13 protein-coding genes are annotated in these 13,351 nt (G+C 52.5%); 8 read left to right on the forward strand and 5 right to left on the reverse strand.

The genetic code is table 11. The annotated features are described in order from the left end of the window. Nucleotides 1–47 precede the first annotated feature (47 nt). From JL719_RS07240 to JL719_RS07265, 6 genes are all read left to right on the forward strand, one after another. Nucleotides 48–743 carry a DUF3047 domain-containing protein gene (locus tag JL719_RS07240; protein ID WP_084153484.1) on the forward strand — a complete coding sequence of 232 codons (696 nt, stop codon included), beginning with the start codon at nt 48–50 and terminating at the stop codon, nt 741–743. Nucleotides 744–745: 2 nt separating this feature from the next. After that, nucleotides 746–1,708, forward strand: a complete 963-nt coding sequence (gene arsS / locus JL719_RS07245; protein WP_033158943.1) for an arsenosugar biosynthesis radical SAM (seleno)protein ArsS — start codon at nt 746–748, stop codon at nt 1,706–1,708. 22 nt (nt 1,709–1,730) lie between these two features. Further along, entirely contained in the window at nt 1,731–3,881 is a 2,151-nt protein-coding gene (locus JL719_RS07250; protein ID WP_033158944.1) for a dihydrolipoyl dehydrogenase family protein, read from the forward strand. Between the two features lie 3 nt (nt 3,882–3,884). Next, complete coding sequence (locus JL719_RS07255; RefSeq protein ID WP_033158945.1) at nt 3,885–4,502, forward strand: TIGR04282 family arsenosugar biosynthesis glycosyltransferase; 618 nt, start codon at nt 3,885–3,887, stop codon at nt 4,500–4,502. 314 nt (nt 4,503–4,816) lie between these two features. After that, complete coding sequence (locus JL719_RS07260) at nt 4,817–5,152, forward strand: DUF1508 domain-containing protein (protein WP_033158946.1); 336 nt, start codon at nt 4,817–4,819, stop codon at nt 5,150–5,152. A 56-nt stretch (nt 5,153–5,208) separates the two neighbouring features. Then, nucleotides 5,209–5,826 carry a hypothetical protein gene (locus JL719_RS07265; protein WP_033158947.1) on the forward strand — a complete coding sequence of 206 codons (618 nt, stop codon included), beginning with the start codon at nt 5,209–5,211 and terminating at the stop codon, nt 5,824–5,826. A gap of 57 nt (nt 5,827–5,883) precedes the next feature. Here JL719_RS07265 and JL719_RS07270 read toward each other — a convergent pair whose 3' ends face one another. Next, nucleotides 5,884–6,396: a YgjV family protein gene (locus tag JL719_RS07270; protein ID WP_033158948.1), complete on the reverse strand. Its 513-nt coding sequence runs from the start codon at nt 6,394–6,396 to the stop codon at nt 5,884–5,886. A gap of 43 nt (nt 6,397–6,439) precedes the next feature. Then, entirely contained in the window at nt 6,440–8,182 is a 1,743-nt protein-coding gene (locus JL719_RS07275; RefSeq protein WP_033158949.1) for an NAD-dependent malic enzyme, read from the reverse strand. Between the two features lie 268 nt (nt 8,183–8,450). Here JL719_RS07275 and JL719_RS07280 point away from each other — a divergent pair, with 268 nt between their 5' ends. Continuing rightward, complete coding sequence (locus JL719_RS07280; RefSeq protein WP_033158950.1) at nt 8,451–9,797, forward strand: peptide MFS transporter; 1,347 nt, start codon at nt 8,451–8,453, stop codon at nt 9,795–9,797. Between the two features lie 223 nt (nt 9,798–10,020). On the opposite strand, the gene JL719_RS07285 is transcribed toward JL719_RS07280, so the two are convergent. The 3 genes from JL719_RS07285 to JL719_RS07295 form a co-directional block, all read right to left on the reverse strand. Then, nucleotides 10,021–11,064 (reverse strand): methyltransferase domain-containing protein, encoded by a 1,044-nt coding sequence (locus JL719_RS07285; protein WP_033158951.1) that lies wholly within the window; start codon nt 11,062–11,064, stop codon nt 10,021–10,023. A 35-nt stretch (nt 11,065–11,099) separates the two neighbouring features. After that, nucleotides 11,100–11,369 carry a hypothetical protein gene (locus JL719_RS07290; RefSeq protein ID WP_033158952.1) on the reverse strand — a complete coding sequence of 90 codons (270 nt, stop codon included), beginning with the start codon at nt 11,367–11,369 and terminating at the stop codon, nt 11,100–11,102. A gap of 486 nt (nt 11,370–11,855) precedes the next feature. Next, the gene (locus JL719_RS07295) at nt 11,856–12,296 is read right to left on the reverse strand and encodes a cupin domain-containing protein (RefSeq protein ID WP_033158953.1); all 441 of its coding nucleotides are present in this window, start codon (nt 12,294–12,296) and stop codon (nt 11,856–11,858) included. A 349-nt stretch (nt 12,297–12,645) separates the two neighbouring features. On the opposite strand from JL719_RS07295, the gene JL719_RS07300 reads away from it, so the two are divergent. Further along, nucleotides 12,646–13,302, forward strand: coding sequence for a methyltransferase (locus tag JL719_RS07300; RefSeq protein ID WP_051670434.1), 657 nt, complete (start codon nt 12,646–12,648; stop codon nt 13,300–13,302). The last annotated feature ends 49 nt before the right edge of the window (nt 13,303–13,351 follow it).

Consider the following 13,351-nt stretch of genomic DNA (forward strand, 5'->3'; position numbering starts at 1 on the left):
GCAAAAAAGCGCGACATCCTTATCAAGCAAAACTTGGACGACCGATTATGACAATTCCGCTGTATCCGGCGCATACCAGTGCCACATGGACAATAGTGAAGCATAAACTATTGCTGTGCCTGGCTATGTGGTTGCCGCATCACCCAGTGCTTGCTGATAACAAACTGCCTATCGGCGAGTTTAGGCAGAATCGTCTAGACGGTTGGGAACATAAAAGCTTCAAAGGCGAAACCCAATACCGATTGCAAGCAATCGACGGCGTGACAGCACTGGTAGCCGATAGCCGAGCAACCGGTTCCGGTCTGTTTAAGGAACAACGCATCGATCTAACCCAAACGCCATTCCTGAACTGGTCGTGGCGCATCGGCAATCGTTTATCCGGCTTGAACGAACAAAGCAAGGCTGGCGATGATTACGCGGCGAGGGTTTATGTGGTGGTCAAAGGCGGGCTGGCGTTTTGGCAAACCAAGGCTGTTAATTATGTCTGGGCCGGGAACAGCAAACGGGATAGCGTCTGGCCGAATGCTTTTGCCGGCGATCATGCGATGATGATGGCTTTACGCGATCAGGAAGCACCGTTGAATGTCTGGGAACACGAAAAACGCAATATTAGGGCCGACTTCAAGCAACTATTCGGTGAAGACATCATCGCTATCGATGCCGTCGCCATCATGACCGATACCGACAACAGCGGCGGCCAAGTTTTTGCTGTGTATGGCGATATCTGGTTTTCCAAGGATTAAGCATGCACGACACCAAACCTCTGCTGGCCAACAGCGACTTTCCGGCCATTTTTCGCAAGCCGTTGGAGATTTTGCAAATCAATCTGGGCTATCGGTGCAACTTGAGTTGTGTGCATTGCCATGTCAACGCCGGCCCCAAACGCACTGAAATGATGAGTCGGGAGACTATCGATGAAATATTGGCGCTGGCCGACACCGCCAACATTCACACGCTGGATCTGACCGGGGGCGCGCCGGAAATGCATCCGGATTTTCGCTATTTGGTGCGAGCCGCGCGGAATCGTGGCATCGAGGTGATCGACCGTTGCAATCTGACCATTTTGGAAGAACCTGAATACGCCGATCTCGCGGAATTTCTGGCCGCGCAGCAGGTGAACATCGTCGCTTCCCTGCCGTGTTATCTGGAAGAAAATGTCGACAAACAACGCGGCAAGGGCGTGTTCAAGGATAGCCTGGCGGCCTTGCAGCGTTTGAATCGGTTGGGTTATGGCCGGCCGGACAGCGGACTGGAATTGAATCTGGTGTTCAACCCGCAAGACGCGGTGTTGCCGCCCGATCAACATAATCTGGAACGGGCTTATAAGCAGCACTTGCAGCAACATTACGGCATCGTCTTCAACCGCCTGTTTGCTATCGCCAATATGCCGATTCAGCGTTTCGGCAGCACCTTGGTCAGTCACGGCTGTTTCGAATCCTATCTGGCATTACTGAAAGACAGTTTTCGCGCCGACAACCTTGAAAACCTGATGTGCCTGAATACCCTCAGTATCGACTGGCAAGGCTATGTCTACGATTGCGATTTCAATCAGATGCTTAATTTGCCCTTGGGCGCTGCAGCCAACCCCCAAACCCATATCAGCGAGTTGCGACTGGACCAACTGCAAGGCGCCCCCATCGCCACCGCCGCCCATTGTTACGGTTGCACAGCCGGCCAAGGCAGCAGTTGCGGCGGGGCTTTAGGGTAAATCAAAGGGCATGCCCCCTCGCATGAAACCGTCAAGAATCATCTTACTACTGATAATGGCGGGATTGATCGGGCTGTTTTTCAGCTTTGATCTCGAGCAGTACCTGAGTCTGGAAAACCTAAAATTACAGCAAGCAGAGATAGCTGACTATCGCCAAAGCAATCCGCTAATGGCGCTTGCTCTGTATGCCGCGTTGTATATCGCGGTCACTGCATTGTCGCTGCCAGGGGCGACGATATTGACGCTGGCCGGCGGTGCGGTGTTCGGTTTGCTCTGGGGGACGCTGATCGTCTCGTTTGCTTCCAGCATTGGTGCAACGCTGGCGTTTTTGGCTGCACGGTTTTTGTTCCGAGACTGGGTCAAATCCCGCCTCGGCAGTCGTTTGCAAACCATCGACGACGGCGTGAGACGCGACGGTGCTGTTTATTTGTTTACCTTGCGCCTGGTGCCGTTGTTCCCGTTCTTCATGATCAATCTGGCGATGGGTTTGACGCCCATCAAGACCAGGACTTTTTACTGGGTTAGCCAGTTAGGCATGCTGGCCGGCACACTGGTTTATGTTAATGCCGGCACCCAGTTGGCGAAAATCGACTCCCTATCCGCTATTCTCTCACCTGCTTTGTTGGTTTCGTTTGCCTTGCTCGGTGTATTTCCACTAGCGGCGAAGAAAATGCTCGAAGTCATTCAACAGCATAAAGTCTACGCGCGCTGGACCAAACCAGCCCGTTTCGACAACAACCTGATCGTCATCGGCGCGGGTGCCGGCGGCTTGGTGTCGGCTTATATCGCCGCAGCCGTCAAAGCTAAAGTCACGCTGATCGAAAAGCATAAAATGGGCGGCGACTGCCTGAACACCGGTTGCGTGCCGTCGAAGGCGTTGATCCGTTCGGCCAAGCTGTTGTCGCACATCAAACGCGCGCCCGAGTTCGGCATTGCCAAAGCCGAAGCCGAGTTTGATTTTGCGGAGGTGATGCAGCGAGTACAACAGGTGATCAAAACCGTAGCGCCGCACGATTCCATAGCGCGTTATGGCGAGTTGGGCGTGGATGTGATGCAAGGTAGCGCCAAAATCGTTTCGCCCTGGGCGGTGGAAGTCACCACAGCCGACGGCGTTAAAACCCTCACCAGCCGCGCCATTGTTATCGCCGCCGGTGCTAGCCCCCTAGTGCCGCCGATACCAGGACTGGAAAACATCGATTATCTGACCTCGGATAACGTCTGGGACTTGCGTGAATTACCCAAACGCCTGTTGGTGTTGGGCGGCGGTCCAATAGGCTGCGAACTGACGCAAACCTTCGCTCGCTTGGGTAGTCAGGTTACGCAGGTGGAAATGGCCCCGCGCATCATGGTACGGGAAGATCCAGTGGTATCGGACATAGTCCAGGCTCGTTTCCAGGCGGAGGGCGTGGAGGTCAAAGTTCAGCATACAGCCAAGGAATTTATCGTCGAAAACGGCGAACACATTCTGCTGGCCGAACATGTCGGCCAGATGGTCAGGATTGCCTTTGATAAGGTGCTGGTGGCGCTTGGCCGCTCGGCCAATGTGCAGGGTTACGGCGTGGAAGAAATGGGCATCGCCCTGTCGCCGCGCCGTACCTTGGACGCCAATCCATTTCAGCAAACCAATTATCCCAACATCTATGCGGTCGGCGACGTGGCCGGACCGTATCAGTTTACCCACACCGCGGCGCATCAAGCCTGGTATGCGACGGTGAATGCGCTGTTTGGCCCCTTCAAAAAGTTTCGCACCGATTACGCCGTCATCCCTTGGTCGACCTTTACCGATCCGGAAGTGGCCCGCGTGGGTTTGAACGAGCAGGAGTCGCAAGCACAGAACATCGCGTATGAAGTCTCTACCTATGGCATTGATGACCTGGATAGAGCAATAGCCGACGGCGAGGCACACGGCTTCGTCAAAGTACTGACCGTGCCCGGTAAGGACAAAATCCTCGGCGTCACCCTCGTTGGCGAACATGCCGGCGACTTACTGGCTGAATTTGTGTTGGCGATGAAATACGGTATCGGCTTGAATAAAATTCTGGGCACTATTCATATCTATCCCACCCTGGCGGAAGCCAATAAGCATGTGGCGGGCGTCTGGAAGCGCAATCATGCCCCGCAAGGTCTGCTGAAATGGCTGGGCCGTTATCACGCTTGGCGGCGCAAGGTTTAAGCCATGCCAGCGATCTATCCCGACAGTGTGCTTATGATTTTTTGCAAAGCGCCGATTCCCGGCCAAGTCAAAACCCGGCTGCAACCAGCCTTAAATGCCGAACAGGCGGCCGCAGCGCACCGGCAATTAACTTACATGACCCTGGAACGCGCCTTCCAGCAGCCCTTGTGTGCGGTTGAATTGCATTGCGCGCCAGACGCCGGCCATAGCTTTTTTCAGGATTGTGCGCGGCGTTATCCGTTGACGCTTAAAGGGCAATACGGCGCCGACTTGGGTGAACGCATGCACCACGCCTTGACTGATGCCTTAGGCCGTTACCGCCATGCCTTGCTGATGGGGTGCGATTGCCCCAGTCTGTCGAGTGACGATCTGCTTCGCGCATTAGCGGTGTTACGCGAAGGCCACGATGCGGTTATCGCACCAGCCGACGATGGCGGGTATGTGCTGATCGGCTTAAACAAAACGCAATCCGGACTGTTCAGCGACATGAGTTGGGGCCATGATCAGGTCATGGCCACCACGCGCAGTCGGGCAAATGAAATGGGTTTGAACCTTTACGAACTGGACAGCCAATGGGATGTGGACACTTACTCCGACTGGCTGCGTTATTCGGCTATGTAAACATTATGGGCAGAACCTAGCTTGATTCGCGTTATTGCCGGGAGGGGGGGCAGGCATAGGCTGGAAAGCGAGAGCCCATGATTGAAGAGAACAGTTCACTGGCGATCGGCTCGTCGTCAATGTTGTGTAGCAAACCCGACAATTGAATAGCTGTCGAGCTGTTTCTGGCTGATTCTTAAGGATTTTTTATTGGCATAACGCTTGCTTTTGGATTTATAGCCTCTGCCGGTCACGTTTTGGCTCTTCTGTAGTCGGGAGATTGAAATTTGATCGGCGATGAACTTCCATTCAACTGTTAACTTCCGGGACAGAATATGCCAGCCACTTTTCAACTTAAAACCAATGACGACAATCAATATTCCTTTTCGTTTGTGAACAGTAAGGGCGAGCTGATTCTGATCAGCGGCGATTACGACAACAAAGAAGAAGCTCTGCAGGGCATTAAAGAAGTGCGAACCGGCTCCTTAATGAGCAACCAGATTGCCGCCAGCAAGGTTCCTGAAGGCGATACTTTTTTTGTGATTAAAGATGCGGCCGGCGCCATCATTGTAAAAAGCGTTTTATTCAACTCGAACATGGTATTCGACAATGCGCTACACACGGTTAAAGACAATGCCTGCGTTGCCGAAATCGTCGATCTGACACTGTAAACTTGGGCTGAAAGCGCTGCTTTAATTTTTACATAGCGAAAATAGGTAAAGACAATATGGGTGTCGAGCTAAAAATTGTTCGAGAGTTGGCCACGGTATGCGTGACTGCAAGCGAACTGGTGGCGATTGAAAATCTGCTTAAAGGCGAACTGACCAAGCCGGCATTCATCGAGCAATTCGACAAAATGGCAAATTCCATCAAGGAATGTTACGGCATAAGCATCGAGAGTCTAGAGACTTGGCTGGCGATGACCACCGAAACCGAGTTTTGCGAACAATTCGATGCCGCCTATGCCCACCACAAAGCCACTTACCTGAGTATTACCAACCGGCCACGGGTGGCATCGGAGCGGGCTTACCTAGATTACATGCTGCTCCGGGAATTTAAGGAGACCCAAACTGCTTATCCGCTGCTAAAACTGACCTTCGCACGCCTGGATGAGTTTATCGATAAATGGATTACCAACGATGCCTGGCTGGCGATGTCCATCGAGAATTTGGTAAAAATGCTGTATCGGTTTCTGACCGAGGTATCCGAGCTTAAGCAAAAAGACCCAACCGATGCATTCACTATTTATCAAACGCTGATGGCCGCACTACGCCCGTATTGCGCCTTGCTTGAAAATAACTGGATAGTCCTGGAAGAACCCGTTGGGCAGACTGAAACGGCATAAAGCCATTTCAGAAACGCCGTTATGGGGTAGGGGACGGCATATTTAAGGGGCGCGTTGTTATTGGGCAAACAGCTTGCGTATCGTCCGCAGATTAATGCCCATCGCCACGGTCTCGGCCACCAATGCCGGCCAGGCCTGCCAGATGTAATCGTTGCTTATCCATGCAAGACTGGAAGCCAACAGCGCAACGCGCATGTGACGATTGTTCAGGTAAAACAGAGCCAGTGTGGTGTTGATCACCGCAAAGGCCGGCAATAAAGAGACCGGGCCTTGCCAAGAGCATGCCGTAAGCCCGCTAAACAAAGCCACGAAACCCGCCGCCGCCCAGTGCTTGTGCACACCTTTTTCCAAACGGCTGGACAGCAGGGTGCGCAGGGCGGTGCTGGCCATGGTCAAGCCGGCGGTCCAGGCATCCAGCAACAGGTATTGCGCGGCCCACAGCACGGCCCCGGCTGCGGACCAACGCCGAAACGCTAAGCCATCCGGCAAACAATAAGCCCGCCATTCCACCAGAATACCAATCCCGCCAATCAGGTAGGCGAGGTGCAGCAGATTCAAAGCCAATTGCAAGCGTTAAGCCTTACCGCTGAGCTTTGTAAGCGGGGAAATTCGATTAATGCGTTGCCGTTGCCCCGGCATATTTGAACGGCAGGTACTCGGCTTTCCAGAGATTGGCTTTAACGTAAGCTTCCAGATCGATACCCACTAAATCCTGCCGGGTCGCGGAGCCGTCTTCCAGCGCTTTAGCCAATACCCGATTAGCCACAAATAAACTGACTTGCTTCAGATCGCCCACCGGCGGGAAAATCAGATCGGCAGCCGAGCATTTCTCCACAATGTAATCTGCCAAGGCGTAGGCAGACTCCAAGACCATTGCGTCGCTAATTCGGCTGCACTCGCCCAACACCGCGGCAAAGCCCAAGCCCGGAAAAATAAAGGCATTATTGCCCTGACCAATCGGATAACGCCGGCCTTGATACTCGACGTCGGCGAATGGGCTGCCGGTTGCGACCATAGCCGAGCCTTGCGTCCACGCCAAGATGTCTTCCGGCGTGGCTTCGCAATTGGCGGTGGGGTTGGATAAAGGGAAAATAATGGGCTGGGCGTGGTTTGCCGCCATGGTTTTAATCACAGTCTCGGTGAACAAACCCGCTACACCGGTTAGTCCGAGCAATACCGTTGGCTTGGCGTGAGTGACCACCTCCAGTAGGTTGGGCACCCTATCATCGGGAATATCCCAGTCGTGGTAACTTTCCTGAGTATGCGATAGCGGTAATTTGTAGGCCTCGGTCGTAGCTTCCTTGACCACCAGGCCATGCGCATCCACCACGAAAATCCGCTGCAGAATTTGCTCCATGGTTAAACCTTCGCGCAGCATGCCTTTTTTAATGGTACTGGCTACGCCGAATCCGCCGGCACCGGCGCCCACCACCACCACGGTTTGTTCTGCGAGGGTTTCGCCTTTTTTATGGCAAGCCGAGAGCAGACCTGCCAAGGCCATCGCCCCGGTACCCTGGATGTCGTCGTTAAAACAGGGCAGCAGATCTTTGTATTTGGCCAACAAATCGAAGGCGATGTTTTTCGCAAAATCTTCCCATTGGATAATGGCTTTGGGCCAGACTGTTTGTACCGCGTTAACAAATTTATCGACCAATTCGAAATAAGGCTGGTCGTGCAAGCGCTTGCTATGCGCGCCCAAATAGAACGGATCGTCCAACAATTCACTGCGGTTGGTGCCCACATCCAGATTGACCGGCAAGGTTTGAAACGGGCACATGCCGCCGCCGACGGTATACAGCCCCAGTTTGCCGATGCAAATCGCCAAACCGCCCATACCTTGGTCGCCGATACCCAAAATCGACGAAGAATCGGTCACCACAATCATGCGAATATCGTGTAACGGGTAGTTTTGTAAAATCGTTTCGGCCCGATCGATATTGGCTGCGGAAAAAGTCAAACCGCGCGTGCTGGTGAAGTTGGAACTGAATTGTTGCACCGCCAAGCCTATGGTTGGGGTGTAGACAACGGGCACCATTTCCTCAAGATGCCGTTCTAACAGCGCGTAAAACAACACCTCGTTGCGGTCCTGCAGAGCTCTGAGAAATTGATACTTGGAAATATCGTTCGCTTGTTTTTGATAATTGACATACAAGCGGTCGAGTTGCTGCGCCATATCCGTGACTTGCGGCGGCAGCATGCCATCCAAGCCCAGTTCGATACGTTCCTGCACACTAAACGCGGTGCCTTTATTGGTGGCCGGTAGCCTGAGTAAGGTCACGCCCCGAATCGAAACCTCTACATATTTATTACCGTCGGCATCTAGCCGGTAGTCGAAATAATCGCTTAGCGTTGTCATTAAGTTTCCTTGAAAATATTTAATCGAAATCCAGGGGCAAACCAGGAGCTCGAATAGCACAAACGATGGCGCGTGTTCCCTTTATAACAGCCTAATCGGCGATGCGGTAGCCGAAAACACGCTGAATCGGCACTTTTTTTGTCGCTTATAGTTGCCGTGTTTCAAGGCGGTGCAATTACTGAGTGTTTACCGCAAAAATGCCCCAGATTGGCGCTTGTGAGATGATGTTCAGCAGGCTTTGCAAAGACACTTAACAAGACTTTCCCTCGTGAATCAAAAAACTCTGTTTGGTCATCCCATCGGCTTATTCGTGCTGTTTTTCACTGAAATGTGGGAGCGCTTTTCCTATTACGGCATGCGCGCTTTGCTGGTGTTGTATATGACCCAGTATTTAATTCAAGCCGCGCAAACCGATACCTTGGTATTCGGATTTGCGATGCTACGGACTGGTTTGGAAGCCTTTTTCGGGCCTTTATCCACGCAAGCCCTGGCCTCGCAGATTTACGGTTTATATACCGGCTTGGTGTACTTCACCCCGCTGTTCGGCGGCATTTTGGCCGACCGAGTGTTGGGGCCGCGCAAATGCGTGATAGTCGGCTGCGTGTTGATGGCTATCGGCCATTTTTTGATGGTTGCCGAAGCGTTTTTCTTGTTGGCGCTGTTGTTTTTGATTTTAGGTAACGGCTGTTTCAAGCCCAACATTTCGACACAGGTGGGCAATTTATATCCCCCCGGCGATCCGCGCCGCGACGGCGCGTTTACGATTTTTTATATGGGCATCAACCTGGGCGCGTTTTTCTCGCCGTTGATCTGCGGCACCTTGGGGCAACGCTACGGCTGGCATTACGGCTTCGGCGCCGCCGGCGTCGGGATGTTGCTGGGTTTGCTGGTCTATCTGTTTGGGCAGAAATATCTGGGTGCGGATCAATTTGTTAAACCTGCGGCTGAGGTGATAAAGCCCGAACCGCTGACTACTAAAGAATGGCAGGCACTAGGCGGCTTAACGGCTTTAGCAGTGCTGAATATTTTGTTCTGGGCAGTTTACGAGCAACAAGGCAACACGCTGCAACTGTTCGCCGAGCACAACACCGATTGGCATATCTTCGGCTGGGAAATGCCCTCCACCTGGTTTCAATCCCTGAATCCGGCCTTTATATTCTTGTTGGTACCGTTGCTCGACCGTGTTTCTCGCTACCGCGCCGGCCAGGGCCGGCAAAGTTCGAGTGTCGGCAAAATGGCATTCGGCTCGATATTGTTGGGTGCGTCGTTTTTGGTACTGATTTTCGCGGTCAGCGGTGTGCAATCCACCGACAGAATCAGCTTTCTATGGCTGGCATTGTGTACCTTGATTTACACGCTCGGCGAACTTTATCTGTCGCCGGTTGGCTTGTCGCTGGTCAGTAAAGTCTCGCCGCCGCGCTTGGTAGGCGTGCTAATGGGCATGTGGTTTCTGTCGACGTTTTTTGGCAATTATTTGTCTGGTTACATCGGCAGTTTTTACGAGCAAATGCCCAGACAGGATTTCTTTCTGTTATTGGCAGCGATGGGCGGCGCTACCGGCTTAGCTATATGGGCGTTCAAACCGCTATTAAAGAGGGCGGTCGGGTCGGATTAGCCATCATGTATCAGTGTAGACCGACCACTTGCGATTGACAGGTTTGGGGACTGGCTGCGTTTAGCCGCTACCTGGCAATTTTTTGATTCTTCTCAGGATTCTTTATCCAATCGGTTTTGCAGTTGTCGGTATGGCGATGCGTGGCTTTATTGCGGCAACGCGAGCGTATCACCACATGAACAACATCGCCTGTCGTTCGCCCAATTTACCGGATCAGTCCATCTCAGCAGCAGGCGCTGTCAGCCTTGGCTGATTCGCTGCCGGGTCCGGGCGAGCAGTCGAATAAGCCGAAATGCCGGGTTTTGTCTCCTAGTATTTGGAAGTGTTCGCCATAGCGGCTACCCGCCAGCATGTCGGCGGTGTTTCCGCAGACTCTTAACGGCCGGCCGGTTTCGAAATGATGATGATCGTCCAAATCAAAGCTGTGCGGGTGCTGCTCAATAGTGCCCAAATACGTTGCGACCTGGCCGAAGTCCTCGCAACGGTCTTCCAGGGGCATTTTAAAGGCGCGCACCGTCACCGAATCGAACTTGACCATGCCGATTTTGGCGAACACGTCCGGGTCGTCGATGCTGATGGCGTTTTGTTTGACCTTGCGGACATCGGGGCAGCCTAAGTCGTGCAATATGCGTCGGAAGTCTTCCCAATACAATGCGCCGCCCAGACATTCGCCTAATAGCACCGGGTCCTGGCGCAGTTTGAACGGGATGCGGCGATCGGCAAAAACATCGGAAAAATACAGCTCGCCGCCGGGCTTCAACACCCGGAATATTTCCGCCAGCACGCTGGGTTTTTCCGGCGACAGGTTGATCACGCAATTGGAGACCACCACGTCGACACTGTTGTCGGCGATACCTACGGTGTGCAGGTTTTCGATGTGACCGTGCAAAAACTCAACATTGGCAAATCCAAAGCGCTCGGCATGCCAGTTGCGATGACGCACGGCCACTTCTAGTTGCTCGGGAGTCATGTCTACGCCGATTACCCGTCCTGACGCGCCGACCAGCTTCGACAACAGATAGCAATCGCGGCCGGTGCCGCAGCCCAAATCCAGCACGGTTTTACCCGTTAATGCGGGGGGTAAGGGGGAGCCGCAGCCGTAAAACCGTTCCAACACTTCGGGATGCAGGTTGGTCAGCAAGGCTTTTAAATAGCTTGGCATGGCGTCGATGCTGCAACAGGCGCTGGTTTTCAGATCGTTGCTGGATTGCAAGACCTGACCATAATAATGGCGGACCGATTCGCTGATTTCGATACTGGTAGTCATGAAAAGCCTCGTGTTTTTATTATTGAAGATAAGTGCTAAGGGCGTTTTAAATGGCTGCGGCACAGATAGCCGCGCAGGGTAAGGCACGCAGCCAGGATAAGGCAATCGATGCAATCACTCCAGTATTGGCCTAGCCGCTGCCAAGTCGATACCGAATTGGTTTGTGTGTCCGGAAAGCTGTGACGGGGGGTCAGAATCACCGGCATTCCGGCATAAGCTCTGAAGGCAATTCTGAACGGTAATGTACGTATCAACTCGTCCGGGAAATTGGCGGTACTGCTGCTGAATAGAATACGGGAGAGCATCGGAAATTTCCTTAATCGGATCGGTCACACGCTCTAAGTTGTAAGGGTTGGCTTAAACCTTACAACAATATTCCACAATAGATAAATCGCTGCTTGGTTCTGATGATAAACGCAATGCCATTAAGTTCCGCTTGGGCATTGTTCATGCCGTATAAGCCCCATCGATCCTCTTTTTAAAAGGGGAAGAGCTTAAATTTGATGTTATTGATGATGACGCCCCTGTGAACGGAAAGACTGATTCTTCCAGGCACTGCTTGACAAATAATCATAGAATCTCAGCCCCAACGGCATACCCACGATAAATAGGGTTGGGTTAATAAATAGTTAAAGCCCTAGTCATGAATAGACGGCCGAGCTGAGATGATAGTAGTAAAGTCTGGCGCTACTGGATAGTGCCGTTACAGCTCAATTCCTGAGCAAATAGTAACGGAGCGGAGAGCGAGGTTTTCATTGCACCCGTTCAAAATGACCGGGATTGCGTGATTTTTATCCGGTTTGCCCGGACTGCGCTTGGTGTAGTGCCACGAAGTCGGACATTGCCAGGCTACCAATAACGTTGGTATCGTTGTCCAGTATGTCGTAAAGCACCCCCGTGCTGCGGATGCTGAATAACAGGATGACGTCAATGTCGCCGCCGCCTTCCCGGTGCGGCACCTCGCTGGCTGGGCTGACGGTGTAGCTGCCGACTGGTCTGATCTCCTTCAAGGTGCCGTCGGCGTGGTAGATTCTATGTTCGCCTTGAATGACGAAAATGTGGTTTGGCGCTTTGTGTCGGTGCAGCACTATTTGTTGGCCGGCGGCAAATTTGAACAAGACGTCGACAATGTTGGCGTCGGTGTCAATGTTCAAAATGAAATAGCGTAAATGCTCGAACCCCTCCAGGGTTTGCCAATCGATACGGCGGTCGTCGAAAAGATATGTGTTCATGGTGTGTTCTCTGCTTGATGGTGGCTAGGTATGCAGGCTGATGTTTGGGCTCTGAATATCGCGGACAGTTGCAGTGTAGGTGAGGCGGTGGCCTGGGTAAGCTGATATTTGCCCGAAAATGGCGGGCAAATTGCCCGCTCTCACGTGGTGGTCGAACCGCGTGGCCGACATCAAAGGCAGGCAGTTGGTCAATGATGCAGGCCTGGCACGGTGGGCAATAACTGCACAGGGTTTGGTTGCCCGCCGCTGTTTGTTGTAGGATTCAAGTATGAACCGGCCAGCCGATTATGGCGGGCTCCTGAAACAATCGCGTCCAAAAGCGTGGCGCCACTCAACTCTATCGCAAATTATGAAACAGCCGGATATGAGCATCGATGCTCGCAAGCAGGAATTGGCCCACTATTTGGAAAAACAACCCTATATGACGGAGTTGGATGGCATCACTTTGAAGATTGCGAAAAATGTGTTTCCGTCCGATTTTGGGTTGACCAGCTCATTTTTTGGGAATTTCATTCTGCAACAACCGCCCGCCGAAATGGCTTTGGATATGGGCTGTGGCAGCGGCTATTTCGCGTTTTTGTTAAAAAAAATAGGCTGTGAAAGCGTCATGGGTGTCGATTTTAATCGGGACGCGGTAGATTGCACCCTGGAAAACTCGCGCTTGAATCCTGACTTGGCACCTATCGATTTTCTGCATAGCGATTTATTTGCCGATGTGCCGCACACGCTGTTCGACCTGATCGTTTTTAATTTCAATTATTACCCGTCCGACGGCACCTTCGGGCTGAACAAAGACGGCGGGCGCGATATATTGAAACGGTTTTTCCATCAAGTGAAAGACTATATTACCGAGCACACGCGGATTTATATTCCCTACTCGGATTTTGTCGGCGAGGAACACGATCCGAAAAACATTGGCCCGGATTTCGGTTTTTCGGTTACCGTGGAAGAAAGCACCGTTAATCATGCCGGCGCGCACCATATTTATAAGGTTATGAAAGCGTAATAGCTGACGCGCTTGGGATTTGGGATGAGATGAACTCTAGTCTGGCGAC

The organism is Methylomonas sp. LW13 (genome assembly GCF_016865255.1).
In the GTDB taxonomy this organism is placed as follows: domain Bacteria; phylum Pseudomonadota; class Gammaproteobacteria; order Methylococcales; family Methylomonadaceae; genus Methylomonas.

Excerpts from the sequence above, each read along its gene's own strand:
- JL719_RS07275 (WP_033158949.1), bottom strand. The coding sequence starts at position 8,182 with ATGACAACGCTAAGCGATTATTTCGACTACCGGCTAGATGCCGACGGT.
- JL719_RS07290 (WP_033158952.1), bottom strand. The coding sequence starts at position 11,369 with ATGCTCTCCCGTATTCTATTCAGCAGCAGTACCGCCAATTTCCCGGAC.
- JL719_RS07285 (WP_033158951.1), bottom strand. The coding sequence starts at position 11,064 with ATGACTACCAGTATCGAAATCAGCGAATCGGTCCGCCATTATTATGGT.
- JL719_RS07250 (WP_033158944.1), top strand. The coding sequence starts at position 1,731 with ATGAAACCGTCAAGAATCATCTTACTACTGATAATGGCGGGATTGATC.
- JL719_RS07260 (WP_033158946.1), top strand. The coding sequence starts at position 4,817 with ATGCCAGCCACTTTTCAACTTAAAACCAATGACGACAATCAATATTCC.
- JL719_RS07300 (WP_051670434.1), top strand. The coding sequence starts at position 12,646 with ATGAAACAGCCGGATATGAGCATCGATGCTCGCAAGCAGGAATTGGCC.
- JL719_RS07265 (WP_033158947.1), top strand. The coding sequence starts at position 5,209 with ATGGGTGTCGAGCTAAAAATTGTTCGAGAGTTGGCCACGGTATGCGTG.
- JL719_RS07240 (WP_084153484.1), top strand. The coding sequence starts at position 48 with ATGACAATTCCGCTGTATCCGGCGCATACCAGTGCCACATGGACAATA.
- arsS (WP_033158943.1), top strand. The coding sequence starts at position 746 with ATGCACGACACCAAACCTCTGCTGGCCAACAGCGACTTTCCGGCCATT.
- JL719_RS07295 (WP_033158953.1), bottom strand. The coding sequence starts at position 12,296 with ATGAACACATATCTTTTCGACGACCGCCGTATCGATTGGCAAACCCTG.
- JL719_RS07255 (WP_033158945.1), top strand. The coding sequence starts at position 3,885 with ATGCCAGCGATCTATCCCGACAGTGTGCTTATGATTTTTTGCAAAGCG.